Origin of the sequence: Neoluteolibacter marinus, from assembly GCF_014904755.1 — a bacterium.
GTDB lineage: Bacteria > Verrucomicrobiota > Verrucomicrobiia > Verrucomicrobiales > Akkermansiaceae > Haloferula > Haloferula marina.
In genome coordinates this window covers 1-21,973 of record NZ_JACZFQ010000041.1, presented here as the reverse complement: position 1 = coordinate 21,973, position 21,973 = coordinate 1, and the positions used below count along the sequence as shown (strand labels likewise).

31 protein-coding genes are annotated in these 21,973 nt (G+C 63.5%); 3 read left to right on the top strand and 28 right to left on the bottom strand.

Annotation, left to right across the window (positions count from 1 at the left end; translation table 11 throughout):
• Positions 1 to 78: 78 nt before the first annotated feature.
• Positions 79 to 282 carry a hypothetical protein gene (locus IG178_RS09835; protein ID WP_193212372.1) on the bottom strand — a complete coding sequence of 68 codons (204 nt, stop codon included), beginning with the start codon at positions 280 to 282 and terminating at the stop codon, positions 79 to 81.
• A gap of 260 nt (positions 283 to 542) precedes the next feature.
• Positions 543 to 1,391: an SMP-30/gluconolactonase/LRE family protein gene (locus IG178_RS09830; protein WP_193212371.1), complete on the bottom strand. Its 849-nt coding sequence runs from the start codon at positions 1,389 to 1,391 to the stop codon at positions 543 to 545.
• A gap of 144 nt (positions 1,392 to 1,535) precedes the next feature.
• Between IG178_RS09830 and IG178_RS09825 the strand changes: the two genes are divergently transcribed.
• Entirely contained in the window at positions 1,536 to 2,543 is a 1,008-nt protein-coding gene (locus IG178_RS09825; RefSeq protein WP_193212370.1) for an N-acetylmuramoyl-L-alanine amidase family protein, read from the top strand.
• A 6-nt stretch (positions 2,544 to 2,549) separates the two neighbouring features.
• On the opposite strand, the gene map is transcribed toward IG178_RS09825, so the two are convergent.
• From map to rpsL, 26 genes are all read right to left on the bottom strand, one after another.
• Positions 2,550 to 3,332 (bottom strand): type I methionyl aminopeptidase, encoded by a 783-nt coding sequence (gene map, locus IG178_RS09820; RefSeq protein WP_193212369.1) that lies wholly within the window; start codon positions 3,330 to 3,332, stop codon positions 2,550 to 2,552.
• Complete coding sequence (locus IG178_RS09815) at positions 3,316 to 3,972, bottom strand: adenylate kinase family protein (RefSeq protein ID WP_193212368.1); 657 nt, start codon at positions 3,970 to 3,972, stop codon at positions 3,316 to 3,318. The genes map and IG178_RS09815 overlap by 17 nt, the downstream gene beginning before the upstream one ends.
• A 27-nt stretch (positions 3,973 to 3,999) precedes the next feature.
• Complete coding sequence (gene secY / locus IG178_RS09810) at positions 4,000 to 5,502, bottom strand: preprotein translocase subunit SecY (protein WP_193212367.1); 1,503 nt, start codon at positions 5,500 to 5,502, stop codon at positions 4,000 to 4,002.
• A 104-nt stretch (positions 5,503 to 5,606) separates the two neighbouring features.
• A complete protein-coding gene (rplO, locus tag IG178_RS09805) occupies positions 5,607 to 6,062 on the bottom strand; it encodes a 50S ribosomal protein L15 (protein WP_193212366.1) in 456 nt (151 codons plus the stop codon).
• Positions 6,063 to 6,085: 23 nt separating this feature from the next.
• The gene (gene rpsE, locus IG178_RS09800; RefSeq protein WP_193212365.1) at positions 6,086 to 6,727 is read right to left on the bottom strand and encodes a 30S ribosomal protein S5; all 642 of its coding nucleotides are present in this window, start codon (positions 6,725 to 6,727) and stop codon (positions 6,086 to 6,088) included.
• Positions 6,728 to 6,745: 18 nt separating this feature from the next.
• The gene (gene rplR, locus IG178_RS09795) at positions 6,746 to 7,102 is read right to left on the bottom strand and encodes a 50S ribosomal protein L18 (RefSeq protein WP_193212364.1); all 357 of its coding nucleotides are present in this window, start codon (positions 7,100 to 7,102) and stop codon (positions 6,746 to 6,748) included.
• Positions 7,103 to 7,122: 20 nt separating this feature from the next.
• Complete coding sequence (gene rplF, locus IG178_RS09790; RefSeq protein ID WP_193212363.1) at positions 7,123 to 7,662, bottom strand: 50S ribosomal protein L6; 540 nt, start codon at positions 7,660 to 7,662, stop codon at positions 7,123 to 7,125.
• A 29-nt stretch (positions 7,663 to 7,691) separates the two neighbouring features.
• Positions 7,692 to 8,090, bottom strand: a complete 399-nt coding sequence (rpsH, locus tag IG178_RS09785; RefSeq protein WP_193212362.1) for a 30S ribosomal protein S8 — start codon at positions 8,088 to 8,090, stop codon at positions 7,692 to 7,694.
• Between the two features lie 30 nt (positions 8,091 to 8,120).
• A complete protein-coding gene (gene rplE / locus IG178_RS09780) occupies positions 8,121 to 8,705 on the bottom strand; it encodes a 50S ribosomal protein L5 (protein ID WP_193212361.1) in 585 nt (194 codons plus the stop codon).
• Between the two features lie 58 nt (positions 8,706 to 8,763).
• Positions 8,764 to 8,988, bottom strand: a complete 225-nt coding sequence (rplX, locus tag IG178_RS09775; protein ID WP_193212360.1) for a 50S ribosomal protein L24 — start codon at positions 8,986 to 8,988, stop codon at positions 8,764 to 8,766.
• Positions 8,989 to 9,021: 33 nt separating this feature from the next.
• Complete coding sequence (rplN, locus tag IG178_RS09770) at positions 9,022 to 9,387, bottom strand: 50S ribosomal protein L14 (protein ID WP_193212359.1); 366 nt, start codon at positions 9,385 to 9,387, stop codon at positions 9,022 to 9,024.
• Positions 9,388 to 9,439: 52 nt separating this feature from the next.
• Positions 9,440 to 9,712, bottom strand: coding sequence for a 30S ribosomal protein S17 (gene rpsQ, locus IG178_RS09765; protein WP_193212358.1), 273 nt, complete (start codon positions 9,710 to 9,712; stop codon positions 9,440 to 9,442).
• A gap of 36 nt (positions 9,713 to 9,748) precedes the next feature.
• Complete coding sequence (gene rpmC / locus IG178_RS09760; protein ID WP_193212357.1) at positions 9,749 to 9,952, bottom strand: 50S ribosomal protein L29; 204 nt, start codon at positions 9,950 to 9,952, stop codon at positions 9,749 to 9,751.
• A 31-nt stretch (positions 9,953 to 9,983) separates the two neighbouring features.
• A complete protein-coding gene (rplP, locus tag IG178_RS09755; protein ID WP_193212356.1) occupies positions 9,984 to 10,403 on the bottom strand; it encodes a 50S ribosomal protein L16 in 420 nt (139 codons plus the stop codon).
• A 43-nt stretch (positions 10,404 to 10,446) separates the two neighbouring features.
• Positions 10,447 to 11,151 (bottom strand): 30S ribosomal protein S3, encoded by a 705-nt coding sequence (gene rpsC / locus IG178_RS09750; protein WP_193212355.1) that lies wholly within the window; start codon positions 11,149 to 11,151, stop codon positions 10,447 to 10,449.
• 26 nt (positions 11,152 to 11,177) lie between these two features.
• Complete coding sequence (gene rplV, locus IG178_RS09745) at positions 11,178 to 11,573, bottom strand: 50S ribosomal protein L22 (protein WP_193212354.1); 396 nt, start codon at positions 11,571 to 11,573, stop codon at positions 11,178 to 11,180.
• 35 nt (positions 11,574 to 11,608) lie between these two features.
• Entirely contained in the window at positions 11,609 to 12,319 is a 711-nt protein-coding gene (locus IG178_RS09740) for a hypothetical protein (RefSeq protein WP_193212353.1), read from the bottom strand.
• 25 nt (positions 12,320 to 12,344) lie between these two features.
• A complete protein-coding gene (gene rpsS, locus IG178_RS09735) occupies positions 12,345 to 12,614 on the bottom strand; it encodes a 30S ribosomal protein S19 (protein WP_193212352.1) in 270 nt (89 codons plus the stop codon).
• A 13-nt stretch (positions 12,615 to 12,627) separates the two neighbouring features.
• Positions 12,628 to 13,470, bottom strand: a complete 843-nt coding sequence (gene rplB, locus IG178_RS09730; RefSeq protein ID WP_193212351.1) for a 50S ribosomal protein L2 — start codon at positions 13,468 to 13,470, stop codon at positions 12,628 to 12,630.
• Positions 13,471 to 13,510: 40 nt separating this feature from the next.
• A complete protein-coding gene (gene rplW / locus IG178_RS09725; RefSeq protein ID WP_193212350.1) occupies positions 13,511 to 13,795 on the bottom strand; it encodes a 50S ribosomal protein L23 in 285 nt (94 codons plus the stop codon).
• A gap of 21 nt (positions 13,796 to 13,816) precedes the next feature.
• Positions 13,817 to 14,422, bottom strand: coding sequence for a 50S ribosomal protein L4 (gene rplD, locus IG178_RS09720; protein WP_193212349.1), 606 nt, complete (start codon positions 14,420 to 14,422; stop codon positions 13,817 to 13,819).
• A 39-nt stretch (positions 14,423 to 14,461) separates the two neighbouring features.
• A complete protein-coding gene (gene rplC / locus IG178_RS09715; RefSeq protein WP_193212348.1) occupies positions 14,462 to 15,097 on the bottom strand; it encodes a 50S ribosomal protein L3 in 636 nt (211 codons plus the stop codon).
• A gap of 49 nt (positions 15,098 to 15,146) precedes the next feature.
• The gene (gene rpsJ, locus IG178_RS09710) at positions 15,147 to 15,455 is read right to left on the bottom strand and encodes a 30S ribosomal protein S10 (protein ID WP_193212347.1); all 309 of its coding nucleotides are present in this window, start codon (positions 15,453 to 15,455) and stop codon (positions 15,147 to 15,149) included.
• 35 nt (positions 15,456 to 15,490) lie between these two features.
• Positions 15,491 to 17,638, bottom strand: coding sequence for an elongation factor G (gene fusA / locus IG178_RS09705; protein ID WP_193212346.1), 2,148 nt, complete (start codon positions 17,636 to 17,638; stop codon positions 15,491 to 15,493).
• Positions 17,639 to 17,674: 36 nt separating this feature from the next.
• Positions 17,675 to 18,148, bottom strand: a complete 474-nt coding sequence (gene rpsG / locus IG178_RS09700; RefSeq protein WP_193212345.1) for a 30S ribosomal protein S7 — start codon at positions 18,146 to 18,148, stop codon at positions 17,675 to 17,677.
• A 31-nt stretch (positions 18,149 to 18,179) separates the two neighbouring features.
• Positions 18,180 to 18,578 (bottom strand): 30S ribosomal protein S12, encoded by a 399-nt coding sequence (gene rpsL, locus IG178_RS09695; RefSeq protein ID WP_193212344.1) that lies wholly within the window; start codon positions 18,576 to 18,578, stop codon positions 18,180 to 18,182.
• Between the two features lie 625 nt (positions 18,579 to 19,203).
• Here rpsL and IG178_RS09690 point away from each other — a divergent pair.
• Positions 19,204 to 20,562 (top strand): hypothetical protein, encoded by a 1,359-nt coding sequence (locus tag IG178_RS09690; protein ID WP_193212343.1) that lies wholly within the window; start codon positions 19,204 to 19,206, stop codon positions 20,560 to 20,562.
• A 2-nt stretch (positions 20,563 to 20,564) separates the two neighbouring features.
• On the top strand, positions 20,565 to 21,973 hold a 1,409-nt coding region (locus IG178_RS09685), incomplete at its 3' end, for a glycoside hydrolase family 2 protein (protein ID WP_226895279.1).

Genomic DNA, 21,973 nt, shown 5'->3' with positions numbered 1-21,973 from the left:
AGATATCAACCCGCGGAGTGTCCCGGAAACAAACAACGACCAAGCATCCGGCCCCCTCCTCAGATGCAGCGGTGATCCCTACGATTCCGGATCCACATACGACCACTGATCATCGGCGCGGTCATCGGATTGCTGCTGGACCTCCACCGGCCGCACTTCAATCTGATCCGGCCGGAACACCTTGAACAAGAATCCGTAAGCAACCATCAACGCCAACGACATCGTCAGCAGCAAGAGATTGCAGACAAATCCAGACACTCGTTCCATCCAGCTCGATTGCATTACCCGAAGGAAATCATTCCATTTGAGGGTCGCCTATACTTGATCTGTAACTTTTTGGAAAGTATGAAATTTAACCAAATTTGACTATTGTCGCCGGGAAGCCCGATGGGCGCGGAGCTCCGCCTAACCGGGAGCCCGCTTGGCGGCGGCCTTCCCTAAGCAGATACCCGCATGCTCGCCGCCGGACGCGCCGCTTGACGGATCCGGTGCGATCCCCGCCGCTCCGGACCACTATCGCCGCGGGCCCGGCTGCCAAGCAACTATCCCGCAAAGCCATTGGCCAGCACGCCCCGGACGCCCAGCCCCTTGATCACGAACAAGCGTCCGGCATCCGCCTCCTCGACGGACTTGTGCACTCCCGTCGTGACATAGAGATCCGCCAGATCCTCGCCTCCGAAGGCGCAGGCGGTGGTCTCAAGGCAGGGGAGGTCGATCTTCCTCAATTCCTCACCGCTTTGCGGACTGAAGCAGGCGACACAGGCCCCGTGACAAAACGCGATCCAGAGGTTGCCATCCGCATCGATGGTCATTCCGTCCGGAGACGCCTCATGGTGGGCCGTTGAAACGACGCTGCGGACATTCGTCAGGTGACCGGCTTCATAATCGAAGGCAAGGACCTCTTTCCGTGGGGTATCGATGTAATAGACCGTCCGTCCATCGGCGCTCCAAACGATGCCGTTCGAGTTGGTCACCGGTCCGAAAACCTCATGAATCGTGCGGTCGGGATCGAGCCGGTAGAGGCGGGCGTCACCCGTCTTCTTCACCAGGCTGATGGTGCCCGCGAAAAAACGCCCGTCCGGTGAGCACTTGCCGTCGTTGAAGCGATTGTCGGCCTTGTCGGGCTCAGGGTCCCCGAGATGCGTGACCTTGCCAGTCTCCTCGTCGAGGAAATGGAAGCCGTTGTCGCCGGCAATGACCAGCCCTCCGGCCTCACGGGGAACGACCGTGCCTACCCGCTCGCCGACATCCCAGCTCGTCTCATCGCCGGTTCCCGGATTGAAACGGATCACCCGGTGGGACTCGATGTCGACGTACAGCAGGGAATCCTTCCACCACAAAGGGCCTTCGCCCCAACGGGCCCGGTAGTTGCCGACGGTCTCAATGGTCATGGCCGCGACGTTAGGGACCGGACCAAGCACGGAAAGCAGAAAGGACCGGCAGATCAACGCCCGGCTTTCGGCGAAAACGGATTTGTAAGACTGGCGCAAAAACGCTAATGGAATCGCCTTTCCTGTGGTTTCTTCCGTTCGCCCATGACGTCCCGACGAATTTCCCGACTCCTGTTCGCCGTGCTGCTCGCATGGTTTGGCACCTGCCTGACCGGCTTCGCCCAATGGGAGACCAAGCAGATCAATGGCCGCGACTACGTCAACGTGGAGGGGATGAGGAAGTTCTACGGCTTCGATTCCATCAAGCGCAGCGGCCGCGAGGTCATCCTGGAAAACAAGAAGGTGATCATGAAGCTCCGCCCCGGCGCGCAGGAGTGCCTGATGAACGGGGTGAAATTCGTGTTCAGCTACAAGGTCGAGGAAAGCGGCGGCAAGGCCTGGGTTTCCCGCATCGATCTCTCGAAGCTCGTCGATCCGGTGCTGCGGCCCAACTACATCGGCAACGCCGGGGATTTCCGCACGGTGATCATCGATCCCGGCCATGGCGGCAAGGACCCCGGGGCCACCAATTCCCTCGGCACCGAGGCCAATTACAACCTGAAGGTCGCCGAGGAGCTGAAGAAGATGCTCACCGAGCGCGGCTACAAGGTGGTGATGACGCGTGACTCGAACCGCTACCTCACCCTTCAAGAGCGGGTCAACATCGCCAACCGCATCAACGACAACGCGATCTTCATCTCGATCCACCACAATTCCGGCGGCCGCTCCTCGGCACGTGGCTTGGAAACCTTCACCCTCTCGCCGATCGGCGTGGCACACTACGGGCGTGGTCTCAATTCCAGCGACTACCAGGCGCGCACCGGCAACAGCCACGACTCCGCCAACGTCGCCCTCGCCACCGCCGTCCATGGCTCGGTGTCGCGCCGCTTGGGCAAGAACTCCCTGGACCGGGGCATCAAACGTGCACGCTTCAGCGTCCTGACCGGCGTCAAGCACCCGTCGATCCTCATCGAGGTCGGCTTCATGACCCACCCTTACGAGGCACGGCTGATCAACAACCCGACCTTCCGCACCGCGGTGGTCACCGGGATCGCCGAAGCCATCGGCAAGTATCGCTTCGCCGTCTCCAAGAAGCCTCCGGTCAATCCGTGAGGCGCATCAAAGCCCCGGCACCCCGCGCGGGCGCCACGTCAGCAACTCGGGTTCCCCGTCAGTGATCAAAACCGTGTGCTCGAAGTGTGCCGACGGCTTGCCGTCGGTAGTGATCACCGTCCACCCGTCGTCGAGGATCCGCACGGAGCGGCTGCCGGCATTCACCATCGGCTCGATGGCGAGCACCATGCCCGCTTGGAGGATCGGGCTCTTGCCCTGGGGCCGGTAGTTGGGAACCTGCGGTTCCTCGTGCAGGTCGCGCCCGACCCCGTGGCCGACGAACTCGCGTACCACGGTGAACCCCAGAGGTTCGACGTATTCCTCGACCGCACCGCAAAGATCGGCGAGACGCTCACCGGCACGCGCATGGTCGATCGCCGCGAAAAGCGATTCTTCGGTCGCAACCAGCAGACGCCTGGTCTCCTCGTCCAGCTCTCCGACCGCGACGGTGACGGCGTTGTCGCCGATCCAGCCGTTCTTGACGATGCCGACGTCGATCTTGACCACGTCGCCGGGATGGATCTTGCGGGGCCCGCCGATGCCGTGGACAACCTCCTCGTTGACGGAAATGCAAATCTGCCCCTTGAAGCCGCGGTATCCGAGGAAGGCGCTCTTGCAGTCCCGCTCCCGCATCAACTCCGCGGCCAGCTGATCGATCTCCAGCGTCGTGCGTCCCGGCTGGATGGCCTTGGCAAGCGCCATGAGCACCTCGCTGGCCACCTCGCCGGCCGCCCGCATGCGACCGATCTCGTGGGCGTTCTTAATCTTGATCTTATGCCGCCTGGCCATGCGATGTTCGGACAAGTTTGAGCAATCGTTCTTCGGCACCGTCCGGGTCCTGTGCTGCATCGAAACGCTTGAGCACGTCGCGGGCCTCGTAGTGTGCCACCACCGGCAAGGTGTGCGCACGGTATTCCTTGAATCGCGACTGGAAGCCCGCCACCGTGTCATCGGCTCGAGGCCCGGCGACTCCTCCGCACTCGGGACAACGGCCGGCACCGTTCAGCTCGGGACGCCGTCCGGACCAACGGCACTCCGGGCACTCGACACGGAGCCGAATGCGCTGGAGCAACACCTCCTCCGGGACTTCCAGCAGGATGGCAGCGTCGAGCTTCTGATCTCGATCTGCCAGCCATTCGGAAAGGAACTCCGCCTGTACGAGGCTGCGGGGAAACCCGTCAAGCACCCAGCCACCGGTCTGGCCGGCGAGCCACTCGCCCATGATTGAACACATCAGGGCATCCGGCAGATACTCGTGCCGCTCGAGGATGGGTGCCGCCTCCATGCCGAGGCCACTCCCCTCCTCCACCGCCGATCGCAACAAGGCCCCGGTCGAGAGGTAGGCCAGACCCAGCTGGTCCGCCAAGCGCCGTCCCTGGGTACCCTTGCCGGATGCCGGGGGTCCAAGAAGAACGAAGCGCTTGGCCATGAAGGTTGTGAACGGAATGCGGCGGCCTCACTTGGCGATCCAAGCCGCAGCAGCAACGACCACGAGGAGGCCGATCACTGCCCACAGGTAAACCAAGGCGGTGCTCGACGCCGCGGCACCCGTCTGGGCGAGGCGATCGTAGCGGCCCTTGAGCTTGCCCTTGCGGAGGAAGCCGTCGTAGTGGCGTTGCAAGAGGTGGGTCTCCACCTGCCGCATGATGTCGAGAACGACACCCACAAGGATCAGAAGGCTGGTGCCGCCGAAGAACTGAAGGACCATCGATCCCGGAGGGAGCTCGACCAGATGACCGATGGCTGCGGGAAGCACGAAGATCAACGAGAGGAAAATCGAGCCCGCGAAGGTCAGGCGGGTCATCGTGAAGTCGAGGAACTCCGCGGTCGGCTTGCCGGGACGGACACCGGGGATGTAACCGCCGTTGCGCTTCAGGTCCTCGGAAATCTGCGACGGCTGGAACATCGTCGCGACCCAGAAATAAGAGAAGAAGAAGATGAAAAGACCACCAAGAACGTAGTACCAGGTGCCACCCGGCTGAAGTTCCGTCTGGAGCTTGACCGCCCACGGAGCCCCCTTGAAGAGCCATGAGATCATCATGGTCGGGAGCGACAGGATTGCGGTGGCGAAGATGATCGGCATCACCCCCGCGTAGTTCACCTTCAGCGGAAGGTACTGGGTCTGCCCTCCGAACTGCTTGCGACCCACGACGCGCTTCGCGTATTGCACCGCGATGCGGCGCTGGGCCTGGGTGATGGCGATGGTGCCGGCAATCACAAGCAACAACATCACGATCATCACGACCATCATCATCGACCGGAAGGCATCGACGTCGTCACCGGTCACGAAGTGACGCCACGTCTGCACCAGCGCGCCGGGCAGGGCGGAAATGATGTTCACGGTAATGATGATCGAGGTGCCGTTGCCGATCCCGCGCTCGGTCATCTGGTCACCGATCCACATCAGCAACAGGGTGCCCGCGACAAGGGTCAACACGATCAGCGCCGACCACAGCGACACTGCGAGCGGCGTCGTCAATCCGGGGACCAGGTCCCCGTATTTCTCGATACCCTGCATGTAGAACATCTGCCTGGGATCGAGCAGGGTGCGGGTAACGAAGTAACCCTGCACCAGCGCGATCACGATCGTGATGTAGCGGGTATACTGGGTGATCTTCTGGCGACCGCCGTCCTCACGGGCAAGGCGCGCCAGCTTCGGCACCACCGCCGTCATCAGCTGCACCATGATCGAGGCCGAAATATACGGCATGATCCCCAGCGCGAAGATACCGGCCTGCTGGAGGCCGCCCCCGGCGAAGATCGTCAGCATCGCCCCAAAGGCATTGCCGCCGCCGTCTTCCTTGGAGGCGTCTTCCATCCAGCGCTCGATGACCGAGGCATCGACACCCGGAAGGGTGATGTGCACGCCCAATCGCACGATGACGATCATGGCGAGGGTGAAAAGGATCCGGTCCCGGAGTTCCGGCACCTTCCAGGTGTTCGCGAAAGCGGAGATCATGTGAAAGCGGGGTGCAAAAAGCGACGGGTTTTTAAACGCGGAGAGGAAGCGATCAAGCGCTTCCTCCCCGGAGAACCGTCAAGACGGGTATGAACGGGGAAACATCAAGCGTCGGCGAGCGTCTGGACGCTCCCGCCGGCCTTTTCGACCTTCTCCTTGGCGGAGGCGCTGATGGTATCGACAACGATCTCCAGTTTCTTGGTGATCTCGCCGAGACCGAGCACCTTCACCTGGTCACAGGCGCGGTTGATGAGACCCGCCTTGCGGAGGGCTTCCTCGTTGACGGTGTCGCCGTCGTTGAATGCCTTCTCAAGCTGGGCGAGGTTCACGACCTCGACCTTGGTCTTGAAGTTGACGTTGTTGAAACCGCGCTTGGGCAAGCGGCGGTGAAGGGGCATCTGGCCACCTTCGAAACCGACGCGGGTGCCGCTGCCGGAACGGGCTTTCTGACCCTTGTGACCCTTGCCGCAGGTCTTGCCCAAGCCGGAGCTTTCGCCGGCGCCGAGGCGCTTGGTGCGGTGTTTGGCGCCCTTGTTCGGGGCGAGAGTGTGAAGTTTCATGAATTTGGAGGTTCAGGGAGTTCTCAAATGGCCTTTTCCTTCTTCTTGCCGCGGGATCCGAGGATCTGGTCGCGGGTGCGAAGCAGGGACAGCGCCTTGAGGGTGGCCTTGACCACGTTGGAGTGATTGGAAGAACCGAGCGACTTGGCAAGCACGTCGCGGATACCGACCGCCTCGCAGACGGCGCGGACGCCGCCACCGGCGATGATGCCCGTTCCCGGCGATGCCGGCTTGAGGAGCACCTTGCCACCGCCGAACTCGGCGTAGATCTCGTGGGGGATGGTGCCGTCCACGATATTCACCGGCTTGAGGGAGTTCTTGGCGGTTTCACCGGCCTTCTTGATGGCATCGGCCACTTCGTTGGCCTTGCCGAAACCGAGGCCGACCTTGCCCTCGCGGTCACCGGCGACGATGAGCGCGGAGAAGCTGAAGCGGCGGCCGCCCTTGACGACCTTGGCGCAGCGGTTGATGAAGACGACCTTCTCGGCAAGCTGGGGACCTTCGGCCTCGGCGGCCTGACGGTCGTCCCGGCGCGGGCCGCGGGGTCCACGGCCACCCTGGCCGCCGTAGCCGCCCTGGTTGCGTTGGCCGTACGACGGGCGCTGGCCCTGATTCGCCTGCTGGGAGGCCGGAGGTGTCGGAGTGGAATCTGGAGTTGTCACCATGACGGTATCGGTAAGCGATTAGAATTGGAGGCCGGCTTCGCGGGCGGCATCTGCCAACGCTTTGATCTTGCCGTGGTAGAGGTGACCGCCGCGGTCGAAAACCACGGCGCTGACATTGGCGGCCTTGGCGCGCTCGGCGACGAGTGCACCGACCTTGGCGGCGCAGGCGACATTCGAAGCGGCATTTTCGACGCTCTTGTCGAGGGTCGAGGCCGACGCGACGGTGCGACCGGCGGCGTCGTCGATGACCTGGGCGTAAACGTGCTGGTTCGAATAGTGCACGGCCAGGCGAGGGCGGGCGGCGGTGCCGGCAACCTTCTTGCGGATGCGCCGGTGAATGCGGCGGCGTCCTTCCTTGCGATTGATCTTGCTCATGTTGCTGAGAGATTGATGGGTTACTTGCCGACGCTCTTGCCTTCCTTGCGGCGGACCTTCTCACCTGCATAGCGCACGCCCTTGCCCTTGTAGGGTTCCGGCGGGTAGTAGGCACGGACGTCGGCGGCGAACTGGCCGACGAGTTGCTTGTCGATGCCTTCCACCTTGATCTTGGTGTTCTCGTTCACCGTGACGGCGATGCCGGACGGGATCGGGTGAAGGATCGGATGGGACTTGCCCAGGGAAAGGTCCAGGTCCTGGCCCTTGACGGCGGCACGGAGGCCGACGCCCTGGATTTCCAGTTCCTTGACGAAACCCGTCGAAACGCCGGTGATCATGTTGTTGACCAGGCTGCGGACGGTGCCGTGGAGCGCGCGGTGGGCGCGGGCTTCGGTGGCACGGGAAACGATGACGCTGGCGTCCTCGGACTTGACGGAGATGCCGTCGGGCAGGGCGAAGTCGAGCTTGCCCTTCGGGCCTTCGACGAGAACCTTGCCGGCATCGACCTTCACGCTGACCTTTTCGGGCAGGGAGATCGGCTTGAGACCAACTCGTGACATGGTGGTTTGTTCCTTTCGCGTGTTGGAGGTTACCAGACGTGGGCGAGCACTTCACCGCCGAGCAAGCTGCGCTTGGCCGTGGCGCCGGTCATGACGCCTTTGGAGGTGGAGACGATGGCGATGCCGAGCCCGTTGAGGACGCGGGGCATTTCCTGACCACCGCAATAGACACGGCGGCCGGGCTTGGAGATGCGCTTGAGGTCGGTCAGCACGGGGCGGCCATCGACGTAGCGGGCCTTGACCTTGAGCTGCGGGTGAGCGCCTTCGGTGACGACTTCAAAGCCCCAGATGTAGCCTTCTTCCTGCAGGATCTTGGCGATGTCAGCCTTGATGCGGGAGTAAGGAGCCAGGAACTGCTCGTTGCCAGCGCGGCAGCAGTTCTTGAAACGGGTGAGGAAGTCGGAAATTGGATCGGTGAGAACGGCCATGATGGTGGTTCCTTGAGGATGTCAGTGGGCTCAGGCGGCAGCGCCTTCGGTGGTTTCGTCCGCCTTCTTGATGTCGCGGAACGGCAGTCCCAGCTCGGCGAGCAGGGTGCGGCCTTCGTCGTCGGTCTTGGCCGAGGTGACGAAGATGATGTCGAAACCGATGGTGCGCTTGATCTGGTCGAGCTCGATTTCCGGGAAGATCGTCTGGTCGGCGAATCCGACGGCGTAGTTGCCGCGGCCGTCGAAGTTCTTCGGCGAGATCCCGCGGAAGTCGCGGATGTTCGGCGCGGTGACGTTGATGAAGCGGTGGAGGAACTCCCACATGCGGGCGCCACGCAGGGTGACACGGGCACCGAGGGGTTCACCTTCGCGCAGCTTGAAGTTGGCGACGGACTTGCGCGAGTAGGTGATCGACGGCTTCTGGCCGGTGATCTTGCCGATCTCGGCGACGGCGTCATCGACGGCGACCTTGCGGTCGGCGGCCTTGCCCATGCAGGAAGTCACGACGATCTTCTGAAGGCAGGGAACCTGATGGGGATTGGTGTAGCCGAGCTTCTCCTTGAGAGCCGGCACGACCTTCTCCTTGTACTTTGTCTGTAGGACGGGTGTGCTCATTGTGTTTTAGCGGGTCAGCGCTGGTTGGTGCGCTTAAGCGCGGGTCGGGGCCGGGGCCTCAACCCAGTTTCTTTACATTGGAAATGTGGACCGGGCCGTCCTGCTCCTCGATCCCGCCATCGGGATTCTTCTCGGAGCGCTTGATGGCCTTCTTGACGACGCGGCCGCCCTGGACGACGACCTTGCCTTTGGCGGCGTCGACCGAGAGAACGGTGCCGCGCTTGCCTTTGGCATTGCCGGCGATGATCTCAACTTCGTCGCCTTTCTTGACGTGAGTCTTCATGGGAAATGGTTCGGTGTGGGGATGCCCGTAGCCTCAGAGGACCTCGGGGGCAAGCGAGACGATCTTCATGAACTGCTTTTCACGCAGTTCGCGGGCGACAGGACCGAAGATGCGGGTGCCCTTCGGGTTGTTGTCCTTGTCGATGATGACGATGGCGTTGCCATCGAAGCGGAGGACCGAACCGTCGGAGCGGCGGATCGGGAAAGCGGTGCGGACGACCACGGCCTTGACCACGGAACCCTTCTTGACCGAGGCGGTCGGGATCGAATCGCGGACGTGGGCGGTGATGATGTCGCCGACTTCGGCGGAGCGCGAGCGCTTGCCGAGGACGCCGATCATTTTGGCGGAACGGGCGCCGGTGTTGTCGGCGACCGAAACAAGGGATTCCATCTGGATCATGGCAGGAAAATCGTGTGTGGTGGATTGCCCGGGCGAACCCGGCAGGCGGATCTCAATGGGAGAGCACCTTCTCGAGCGACCAGCGCTTGAGCTTGGAAGTCGGACGGGTTTCGACGATGCGGACCTTGTCGCCGATCTGGGCCTCGCCGGCCTCGTCGTGGACGTAGTACTTCTTCGACCGCTTGACGATCTTGTTGAAGCGCGGGTGCGGGACGCGGGCGACGTGCTCGACCACCAGGGTCTTGGACATCTTGTTGGACACGACCACGCCGACGCGGGTCTTGCGGACGTGCGTGGTGGCTTCCTGTTGGGGCTGCTCGCTCATGGAAATGTTTCGCTAAGGTTACGGATGCGGGGCGGCTCAGGCCTTGTTGCGGTGTTCGCTGAGCACGGTTTGGACGCGGGCGGCCTCGCGGCGAACCACACGGATGCGGGCGGAGTTTTCAAGCTGCCCGGTTGCCTGCTGGAGGCGGAGATTGAAGCCCTCTTCCTTGAGGTCGCGGAGCTTGGACTCGAGTTCCTTCACGGAGAGCTCGCGGATGTCCTTGATCTTGGTCTGAGCCATGGCGGTAGGTCGTTAAAAGGTTGGGGATGCCTCAGGCGTGCGGGTTGCGGACGACGAAGCGGGTGGGAAGGCCGAGTTTGTAGGAGGCGAGGCGCATCGCTTCCTTGGCCTGGGATTCCGGCACGCCGGCAACCTCGAAGAGCATGTTACCGGGGCGCACCACCGCAACCCAGGCGTCGACGGCACCCTTACCTTTACCCATTCGGGTTTCCGGCGGACGGGAAGTGATCGACTTGTGAGGGAAGATGCGGATCCACACCTTTCCTTTTCGCTTGAGGTAGCGGTTGATCGCGATACGGCAGGCTTCGATCTGGCGGTTGGTCATCCAGCCGCGGTCAAGCGCCTGCAGGCCGAAATCGCCGAAGGCGACGGTGGTTCCACGCTGCGCGTTGCCGGCGCGGCTGCCGCGGTGCGACTTGCGGAACTTCGTACGTTTGGGCATCAAGGGCATGGCTCAGTCCTCCTGGGAAATGGTTCGGGTTGAAAATGGTGGCTTATTGCTGGGGGCCGCGCGGGCGGCGGGGTCCGCGGTTGTCGCGGCGATCGTTCGGGCGCTCCGGGCGCGGTGAACCGTCGTCCTCCTTCTTGTTGACCCAGCACTTGATACCGATGATCCCGTAAACGGTACGGGCTTCGGCGAAGCCGTAGTCGAGGGGAACGCGCAGCGTCTGAAGCGGCACCTTGCCTTCGCGATACCACTCGGAGCGGGCGATGTCCGAGCCACCGAGGCGGCCGGCGCAACGGATCCGGATGCCTTCGGCACCGAAGTCCATGGCGGTCTGGACGGCACGCTTCATGGCGCGGCGGAAGGAAATCCGGCGCTCGAGCTGGATGGCGACCTGCTCGCAGATGAGCTGGGCGTCCAGTTCCGGCTTGCGGATCTCGACGATGTCGATCTTGACCTGGGCACCCTTGCAGATGTCGGAAAGCTCCTTGGTCATCCGCTCGATCTCGGAGCCCTTGCGGCCGATGATCAGGCCCGGACGCGAGGTGTGGAGGGTCACGCGGACACTGTTCCAGGCGCGCTCGATGACGACGCGGGCAAGCGCGGCGAACTGCAGGCGCTTGCGCATGTACTTGCGGATCTTGAGGTCCTCGTGGAGCTTCTCGGTGTAGTCCTTGCCGGAGGCGTACCACTTGGAGCGCCAGTCCTTGGAGACGGCGAGGCGGAAACCGATGGGATTGACTTTCTGGCCCATAATGAAGGTGCGTTAAGAATTGGGGATCAGGCTCCCGGGGTGGCGGCCTGCTTGGAGACGTGGACTCGCTTCGGCTTCGCATCGCCTTCCGGCGCTTCGGCGAGGGTGATGGAGATGTGGCTGGTGCGCTTGCGGATGGCACCGGCGGAACCCTTGGCGCGGGGCTGGAAGCGCTTGAGCACCGGGCCGGCGCCGATCACGGCTTCCTTGACGATCATGCCGTCGGCATCGAGCGAGAAGTTGTTCTCGGCGTCGGCGATCGCGGCCTTGAGGGTCTTGTTGATGAAGAAGGCTGCCTTCTTGGGAGTGAAGGTGAGGATGTCGAGCGCGCTCGACACGGGCAGCCCCTGGATTTCACGGGCGACGTCGCGCGCCTTCTTCGGGGAGAGGCGGACGTATTTGGTGGTGCTCTTGACTTCCATGGATCTGGTCGGTGAGGCGTTTCGGAAAAGGCGGATTATTCAGTGATGAGAATGGCGGTGTCGCCGAGGCGGACCGGGCCTTGACCCGCGTCGATCTCTTCGACAAAGGCGCCGCATACGTTGCGGCGGACGTCGGCCACGATGGCGGAGCCGAAGGTTTGTTCCCCGCGGACGAGGTGGTAGGTCGTGCCGATCCGGGTATTCTGCTCCTCGCCGATGTTCAGGACGAGGAGACCGCTAACCGGGTCGATGTTCACTACCTTCGCCTGGCCGGCGGAACCGGCGCGTGCGGGGGCGGGCTTCTGGCGGAGTCCGATGACTTCGTCAAGCTCCCTGATGGCTGTTTCGACACGAAGTCGCGATTCCGGATCGGCGGCAAGCGCCTTGCCCAGGTAGTCGGACACGGCGGAAACCAGCCGGGTCGAGGTTCCCTCGAGGTTGCTGACCCGGCGGCCGAGGATCTCCAGGTTGGCATTGGCTTCGACCAAGCGGTCATTGCCACCGTCGAGGAGATCGCGGCCGAGGGCCTCGAGGCGCAGGCGGACGCGGGCGAGTTGCTCGGACGCCTCCTTCTCGGCCTTGTTGGCCTGGACGAGGCTTTTCTCCAGCGACTCGTTCTGCGCACGCAGGGCCTCGATGGTGGCCTGCATGCCCGAAGGATCCGCCTCCTGCGCGGCACAGGTCCACGCACCCGCGAGCAGTCCGAGGACGGCAGCGGCAAGGGGCTGTGGGCGGAGGCGTTGCATCGGGGCGGAAACGTTCGGAACGGGATTACTTCTTGCCGATACCGCCGTGGGCGCGGAACAGGCGGGTCGGCGCGAATTCACCGAGCTTGTGGCCGACCATGTTCTCGGTGACGTACACCGGGACGAAGGTCTTGCCATTGTGGACGGCGAAATTGAGGCCGACGAAGTCCGGGGTGACCATCGAGGCACGGCTCCAGGTCTTGATCGGCTTCTTGTCGTTGGCCGCGGCGGCGGCGTCGATCTTGGCCAGGAGCTTTTGGTCGATGTACGGACCCTTCTTGAGCGAGCGAGGCATGATTACTTAGAGGTTAGCGCTTTTTGCTGTGGCGGCTTTCGACGATGAAGGTGCTGGTCTGCTTCTTCGGCTTGCGGGTCTTCTCGCCCTTCGCGTGGCCCCAGGGGCTGAGAAGGTGCTGGCGACCACCACCCGACTTGGACTTGCCCTCACCACCACCGTTCGGGTGGTCGACGGGGTTCATGCACATGCCGCGGACGGTCGGGCGGGTGCCCTGCCAGCGGGTGCGGCCCGCCTTGCCGGACACCTCGTTCATGTGATCGCGGTTGCCGACGCTGCCGATGGTGCAGAAACAGAGCTCGTTGAAGCGGCGGATCTCACCGGAAGGCATCTTGACCAGCGCCCAACCGCCTTCGCGGTTGGAGAGGATGGCCTGCTGGCCGGCGGAACGGGCGACCTTGCCGCCGTTGCCGGGGATCAGCTCGATGTTGTGGACCGCGGTGCCGAGCGGAACGCTCTTGAGCGGCATCGCATTGCCGACCTTGGGAGCGACCTTCTCGCCGGAAACGACGGTGGCACCGGTTTCGAGGCCGGCCGGGGCGAGGATGTAGCTTTTCTGGCCGTCCTCATACTTGATGAGGGCGATGCGGCAGGTGCGGTTCGGATCGTACTCGATGCCGACCACGGTGGCGGGCACGTCGTACTTGCCGCGCTTGAAGTCGATCAGGCGGTAGTGGCGCTTGTGGCCACCGCCCTTGTGGCGGCAGGTGATCCGGCCGGTGTTGTTGCGTCCGCCGCTCTTCTTGAGCGGACTGAGCAGGCTTTTCTCCGGCTTGTGCTTGGTGATTTCCTCGAAGGAAGGAAGCACCTTGTAGCGTTCGGACGGGGTATTGGGTGTGAACTCCTTGAGAGACATGGCTCGCGATAGGGTTGTTCGGCGTTAACCGGTTAGAAAATCAGACGAGGTCGAGGTTTTCGCCCTCCTTGAGGCGGACGACGGCCTTCTTCCAGTGGGCGGTGCGGCCCTCATCGGCACGGCGGCGGCGCTTGGCCTTGCCCTGGTAGTTGAGGGTGCGGACGGCAGCGACCTTCTTGCCCAGGAGGGTTTCGACGGCACGCTTGATGTCGAGCTTGTTGGCCGAGCGGTCCACTTCCAGGGTGACCTCGTTGTTGGTCTCCTGGAGCATGGAAGCCTTCTCGCTGAGGCGGACGTTCTTGATGACTTGGTAGATGTCTTTCATGGCGCGGTTCAGCGGAAAGAATTAGGCGGTGCGCTTGGCGAGGGTTTCGAGGGCGTCCTCCACCAGGATGATGGAGTTGGCGTGGAGCAGTTCCTCGACGTTCAGGCTGTCCGCGGTGCGGAGCTCGGCCCACTGGACGTTGCGGGCGGCGAGGTAGGTCTTGTCATCGAACGCCTTGGCGACGATCAGGACCTTCTTCGGCTCGACCTCGGCGGTCACGGCGGCGATGAAGGACTTGGTCTTGCCGTCGATCGAGAACGACGGGACGGTCTTGACGGCACCCTCGCGGACGAGGTCGCCGAGGACGCGGCGCAGGGCGAGCTTGCGGACGCTCTTCGGCACCTTCTTCGAGTAATCGCGGGGACGCGGGCCGAAGACCACGCCACCCCCGACGAAGATCGGGGCGCGCTTGTCGCCGTGACGGGCATTGCCGGTGCCCTTCTGCTTGTAGATCTTCTTGTTGTTGCCGCGGACTTCGCCACGGGTCTTGGAGTTGGCGGAGCCGGTCCGGCGGTTGGCGCGGTAGGCGGTGACGAGATCGTGCACGGCCTGGCCACCCTTGTCGGCTTCGGCCAACTGGATGTTCGCGCTCTGGGCGTCGTCAGCGGTGAAAGTTTTCGCGGGCATGACTGTGGTGCGAGTGAGGATTGAGGTTCAGACGCGCGCTCAGGCGGTCTTCTTCTTGGCGGGACGAATGGTGACGTAGCCGCCCTTCGCGCCGGGGATGGCGCCGGAGATGAGGATCACGCCGTCTTCCGGACGGACCGCGACGACCTTGAGGTTCTGGATGGTGCGTGGCTTGTCGCCCATGTGGCCGGGCATCTTCTGGCCCTTCCAGACGCGGCCGGGGGTCGAACCGGCGGCGATGGCGCCGGTCCGGCGGTGCATCATGGAACCGTGGGTCTGCTTGAGGCCGCCGAAGCCGTAGCGCTTGACGACACCCTGGAAGCCGCGGCCCTTGGTCTTGGCGATCACGTCGACCCACTGGCCGGCGGTGAAAGTCTCGAGGCCGGTGTGTTCGGCAGGGGCTTCCTGGCCGCTCTCGAAGCGGAACTCCTTGACGAGGTACTTCGGCGTCGAACCGTGCTTCTTGAAGTGCCCGAGCGACGGCTTGTCGACGCGGGATTCCTTCTTGTCGTCGAAGCCGACCTGGACGGCGGAGTAGCCGTCCTTTTCGACGGTCTTGACCTGCAGGCAGGTGTTGCCGCTCACGTCGACGACGGTGACGGGAATCATGGAGCCGGCTTCGGCGTCGAACAGACGCGTCATGCCGAGTTTCTTACCGAGAAGTCCTAGTGACATGGCTGAAGGGAAGATAGAAATTGGAACGAAGGGCCCGGGGATGCCGGACTCAGATGCGGATGGCGATGTCGACGCCGGCGGGCAGGTTGAGCTTCTTGAGCTCGTCGACGGTGCGGGCGGTGGGGTCGACGATGTCGAGAACCCGCTTGTGGGTGCGGATCTCGAACTGTTCGGCGGACTTCTTGTTGACGTGCACGGAGCGGTTCACGCTGAACTTCTCGATGCGGGTCGGAAGCGGGATCGGGCCGGCCACTTTGGCGCCGGTGCGCTTGGCGGTTTCGACGATCTCCAGGGCGGAGCGGTCGATCGCACGGTGGTCGAACGCGCGCAGGCGGATGCGGATCTTCTGGTTTTCCATGGCGGTGGATTCTGGTTTGAGATGTTGGGTAATTCTTAGTGTCCGCGGTCGGTGACGATTTCCGAGACGATGTTGCCGGGCACCTGCTCGAAGTGCGACGGGGTCATCGAATAGGAAGCACGGCCGGAGGAGAGGGTTCGCACGGCGGTCGAGTAGCCGAACATTTCCTTGAGGGGGACGTTCGCGCGGATGACGGCGAGCTTGCCCTTGCTTTCCATGTTCTGGATCTGGCCGCGGCGGCGGTTGAGGTCGCCCATCACGTCGCCCTGGTAGTCGTCCGGAGTGGAGACTTCCACGGCCATGATCGGCTCGAGAAGGATGGACTTGGCCTTGTTGAAGGCGTCCTTCATCGCGAAGATCGCGGCCATCGTGAAGGCGTTCTCATTGGAGTCGACCTCGTGGAAGGAACCGCCGAGGACGTCGACATGGACGTCGATGACCGGGTAGCCGGCGATGATGCCGTTGGTCATGGCCTCGTTGATGCCCTTGAAAACGGCGTTGTGGTAATCCTTGGGGATCTCACCGCCGACGATCTTGTTCTCGATCGTCAGGCCCTTGCCCTTCTCGTTGGGGCGAACCTCGAGACGAACGTGGCCGTATTGGCCGCGGCCGCCGGACTGCTTGACCAGCTTGCCTTCGCCCGGGGCGGCGGCGGTGATGGTTTCGCGGTAGGCGATCTGCGGGGCACCGGTGTTGGCCTCGACCTTGAACTCGCGGCGGAGGCGGTCGACGATGATTTCGAGGTGGAGCTCGCCCATTCCCGAGATGATGGTCTGGCCGGTTTCCTCGTCGGTCTTGACCTGGAAAGTGGGATCTTCCTCCGACAGGCGCGCCAAGGCATTGGCGAGTTTCTCCTGGTCGGCTTTGGTTTTCGGCTCAACCGCCATGGAAATGACGGGTTCCGGGAAAGTCGGGGGCTCGAGAACGACGTCGTAGCCTTCCTTGGCGAGCGTGTCACCGGTGGTGACGTTTTTCAGGCCGACCATGGCGGCGATGTCGCCGGCGTAACAGGCCTGGATGTCCTTGTGCTCGTTGGCCTGGATCTGGATCAGGCGGCCGACGCGCTCGGAGCGGCGGGTGCGAGGATTGTAAACGGTGTCGCCCTTTTTGATGACGCCGGAATAGACCCGGAAGAAGACCAGCTTGCCGACGAACTTGTCAGCCCAGAGCTTGAAAGCCAGCGAGCAGAACTTCTCGTTGTCGCTGGTGTGGACCTCGATCTTGTGATCCTCGTTGTCGGGGTCCATGCCGACCATCGCGGGGAGCTCCAGCGGGCTCGGCAGGTAGTCGATGACGGCATCGAGGAGATACTGGACACCCTTGTTCTTGAAGGCGGAGCCACCGGCAACCGGAACCAGTTTGTTGGCGATGGTGGCGCGGCGGATCGCCTGCTTGAGATCCTCGCGGCTGATCGGCTCTTCCATCAGGAACTTCTCGCCGAGCTGGTCGTCAACGCTGACGACGGCATCCAGCAGTTCCGCGTAGGCTTCCTCGGCGATCTTCTTCTGATCCGCGTCGAGATCGATGATCTCGTACTTCGAACCGAAGGTGGCGTCGTCGATGTAGTGGATCGCCTTCTGGTTGACGACGTCAATCTGGCCGGTGAGGTGATCCTCGGCGCCGATCGGGATCAAGATGCGCACGGCGTTCGCGCCGAGCTTTTCCTTCACCTCGTGGAAGACGTTGTCGAAGTTGGCGCCCACGCGGTCCATCTTGTTGACGAACACGATGCGCGGGACGTGATACTTGGTGGCCTGGCGCCAGACGGTTTCGGTCTGGGGCTGGACACCGGCGACACCGCAGAAGACGACGATGGCGCCGTCGAGCACGCGGAGCGAGCGCTCCACCTCGGCCGTGAAGTCGACGTGGCCGGGGGTGTCGATGATGTTGATCCGCTGCTTCTGGCCGGTGAAGAGCTTGGCGACACCGTCCTCCTCGTGCTGCCACCACTCGGTGGTGACGGCGGCGGAGGTGATGGTGATGCCACGCTCGCGCTCCTGCTCCATCCAGTCCGTCGTGGCGGCGCCATCGTGCACCTCGCCGATCTTGTGGATCATCCCCGTGTAGAAGAGGATCCGCTCGGTGAGCGTGGTCTTCCCGGCGTCGATGTGCGCCGCAATCCCGATGTTCCGTGTCCGCTCAAGCGGATACGGACGATCAGGACTGTTGTGGTTGGAAGACATGGCGGATGGAGGCGGCGGGGCGCCCCGGTGAGCAATTTAGAAGCGGAAGTGGGCGAAGGCGCGGTTGGCCTGGGCCATCTTGTGGACGTCGTCGCGCTTGCGGACCGACGATCCCTGGTTGTTGGCGGCGTCCTTCAGCTCGTTGGCCAGGGCCACGTGCATCGGGGTGCCTTTGCGGCCGCGGGCGTAGCCGACGATCCAGCGCAGGGCGAGGGACTCGGAGCGATCCGGAGCGACTTCAAGCGGCACCTGGTAGGTGGCACCACCGACGCGGCGGCTCTTCACTTCGACGCGCGGCTTGGCGTTCTCGATGGCACGGGTGACCACTTCGAGAGGATCAACGGTTTCAACGCCTTCGCTGGCCTTGTCGATGGCGGCGTAAACGATGCGTTCCGCGAGCGAGCGCTTGCCGTCGAGCATCACCTTGGAAATGAGGTGACCGACGAGCGAGCTGTCGTAGCGGGAGTCCCGGCGATCGGGCTTGTGGAATGTGCGCTTGCGGCGTGACATGATCTTGAATGTTTAAGGCTTCGGGCGCGGATTACTTCTTCTTGGCAGCCTCTTGGCCCGGCTTCGGACGCTTGGCGCCGTACTTCGAGCGGCTCTGGCGGCGCTTGTCGACGCCGAGGGTGTCGAGCGAACCACGGACAATGTGGTAGCGGACACCCGGAAGGTCCTTCACCCGGCCCCCGCGGACGAGGACGATGGAGTGCTCCTGGAGGTTGTGGCCTTCACCGCCGATGTAGGCGATCACTTCGAAGCCGTTGGTCAGGCGGACCTTGGCCACTTTCCGGAGCGCCGAGTTCGGCTTCTTCGGCGTGCGGGTCATCACCTGGAGGCAGACGCCGCGGCGCTGCGGGCAATTGCTCATCGCCGGCGATTTCGACTTTTCAATCGGAACGTGGCGTCCTTTGCGGACGAGCTGATTGATGGTGGGCATAAGATTCCTGCAGGGTTCGGTATTCGCTGAATGCGACGCCGGACAAGGAGGCGAGCGATAAATCCCTCGCAGGAGCCTTTTTTCCGGAGCTGCACCCGATAGTGTTTGGAGAATGAAGCCGTCCCGCCTTGCTTGCGCGCAAGGGACAGGGGGCGATGTGGGGCGGCGAATCTAGGCATGGCGACCCTTGTGGCAAGTCCTATTTCGAAAAAAAATCCGACCCGGATTTTGGTTCGGAATCCTTTATTTTTTAGCGTTTCGGCCGCTTCGCTGCGTCATTGCCGCAGACCATTTGAGATCGGATGGGCGCAATGACCGGGAAACTTTTCCCGGGGTTGCCGTGGAAATCGCCCTCTTGCCCCCGGATTGCTTGGTCGATCTGGCGTTCCCGCCCGATCTCCGGTGCCCGGGAATATCCGCCTCGACCGGGTTCGGCACGGTACGGCGCACCCACTGGTTTAAGAGCCGCATCGTATAGGGCGAGCGCCGGGGATCCCGATGCGTCCACCCGACCTCGCGGGTCGACGACACCCGCCGAAATCCCCGCCCGACTAATCCCGCGGTAGCGGGATCGACGTTATCTTGCCCTTTTTTGACCCCGGGCCCGCCTCATTTATCCGACACCATGAAGTTGCTGCTGCTTTCCGTCCTCTTCCTCCCGGTCCTCAGGGCCGATCCCTTCAGAATCGAGGTGGTGGACAAAGAAAACGGGTGGCCGGTTCCCTTGGTCGAGCTGACCACCACCAACGATGTCGCCCTGGTCACCGACAACGCCGGGGTGGCCGCCTTCGCCCTGCCCGAGCTGATGGGGCGCGAAACCTGGCTCCACGTTTCCTCCCACGGCTACGAGCTGCCGGCCGACGGCTTCGGCAACCGCGGCGTCCGGATCCACCCGAAGCCCGGCGGCAGCACCCGGATCGAGGTCGGGCGCAAGCAGATCGCCAAGCGGCTCGGCCGGCTGACCGGCGGCGGCCAGTTCGCGGAAAGCCAGCTGACCGGCACCTTCATGAACTGGAAGGACACCGGCGTGATGGGATCGGACACCGTCCAGCTCGCCCGCTACCGCGGCAAGCTGTTCTGGCTGTGGGGCGACACCAACCTCCCCGGCTACCCTCTCGGGATCTTCCACACCTCGGCGGCGACGTCCTCCTTGAATCCTCTCGTCTCCCTGAAACCGCCGACCGGGATTGCCTACGACTATTTCCGCAACAGGGACGGCCAACCGCGCGGCGTTGCCCAAATGGCAGGCGACGGACCGACCTGGCTGTCCGGCTTCGTCGCACTGCCCGACGGCAAGCGCCGCGAGCACCTCGTCGCCACCTATGCCAAGATCGGCGGCGGCATGGCGGCTTATGAGTTCGGTCTGCTGGAGTGGAACGACACGACCGAGAACTTCGACAAGGTCTCGACCTTCTGGAAAAAGAGCGACGGCGGCGATCACCCGCCAAAGCCCTACCCCGACGGCCACCCGGTGTTCTGGACCGACCATGGCGGCAATAAGTGGCTCTATTTCAACGGCCCGCCGAATTTCCGCTGTCCGGCCACCTACGAGGCGTGGCGCGACCGGTCGACGTGGGAAACCGTCGAAAACCCGAAATCCTACGAAACCGTCGACGGCCAGCGCATCGAGGTCGCGTCCGCGGCGGTCGCGTGGAGCGGCTACCGCAAGCGCTTCGTGATGATCGTGCAGCAGAAGTTCGGCAAGCCGTCGACCTTCGGCGAAGTCTGGTACCTGGAGGGGGAAAGCCCGCAAGGCCCGTGGGGACCGGCAATCAAGGTCGCCACCCACCAGAACTACACCTTCTACAATGTGCAGATCGACTGGCAGCTCGCCGATCCCGACAAGCCGGTGCTGCTGTTCGAGGGCACCTACACCACGTCCTTCACCGACAACAAGCGCAAGACCCCGCGCTACGACTACAACCAGGTCCTCTACCGGCTGGACCTCGACGATCCGGCACTGAAGCCGGCCCAAGCCGATTGATCATGCGCCGCTTCATCCCATTCGTGGCGGCACTGGCATTGGCGCTGTCATCCGGCAGCCGGGCTGCCTTGGAATCCCACGACCTCGCCGGCGACTGGACGCTCGCCCAGGCGGGGCAGCCCGGGACCCTGCCGGCGAAAGTGCCCGGCAATGTGCATCTCGACCTCATCCGGGCCGGCCGGCTCCCCGATCCGTTCTTCCGCGACAATGCGGCCACCATGGATTGGGTCCACCAGGCCACTTGGGAGTTCACGCGGAACTTCGACCTCTCGCCCGAACTGATTGCGAAGGACGTGGTGCTCCTCCGCTGTGAAGGCCTCGACACCGTCGCCCGCATCGAGGTGAACGGCGAACACCTCGCCAACACCGACAACATGTACCGGACCTGGGAATTCGACGTGAAGCGGCGCCTGAAACCCGGAGGGAATGAGATCCGCGTCACCTTCTCCCCGATCCAGCCCTACATCGACGCCTTCCGGCGCCGTGCCCCGAAGGTCCCCAATGCCACTGGGGTCGACATCGCCAACATCCGCAAGGCCCCCTACAGCAACAGCTGGGACTTCACCGCCCGCTTCTTGCCCTGCGGGATCTACCGCCCGATTTCGATCATCGCCTACGACACCGCCCGGATCGAGGACCTGCGGATCGGCCAGGCCCTGGGGAATCCAAACTCAGCCCGGCTCGACGTCGAGGTCACCGCCGGCCGCACCGGAGCCGCCCGCCTGACCGCCGAGGCGGTGGTGATGTTCGGCGGCAAGGTCATCGACCGCGCCAGGACAGCATTGCCCGGCGACCGGGCCTCGATCCCGCTCCGCGTGCCCCAGCCCCGGCTCTGGTGGCCAAACGGCATGGGCGACCAGCCCCTCTACACCGTCGCCGTCCAGCTCCGCGATGCCGCCGGACAGGTCCTCGACACCCGCGAGCGCCGGATCGGTCTGCGCGAGATGAAGCTGCTGCCGAAATCGGCCGCCGGCCCGCTGCGGCTTGCCGTCAATGGAAGGGAGATCTTCTGCAAGGGTGCCAACTTCGTTCCGGCGGACGTGTTCCCCGCCAGCGTCACGGCGCCGCGGTTGCACCGGATCATCGACGACGCCGCCGCGGTCGGCATGAACATGATCCGCGTCTGGGGCGGCGGCTACTACCCGGACGACGCCTTCTACGACGCCTGTGACGAACGGGGCATCCTGGTTTGGAGCGACTTCATGTTCGCCTGCGCCCCCTACCCGGGCAACAACCCCGAATTCCAAGACAACGTCCGCGCCGAGGTCACCGACCAGGTCCGCCGCCTCCGCCACCACCCGTCGATCGCCGTGTGGTGCGGCAACAACGAGGTCATCAAGCTCATCACCGGCTACAAGCTGATCAGCCAGGAAGAATATGACCGGCTCTTCCACGAGGTGATCGGCACCCG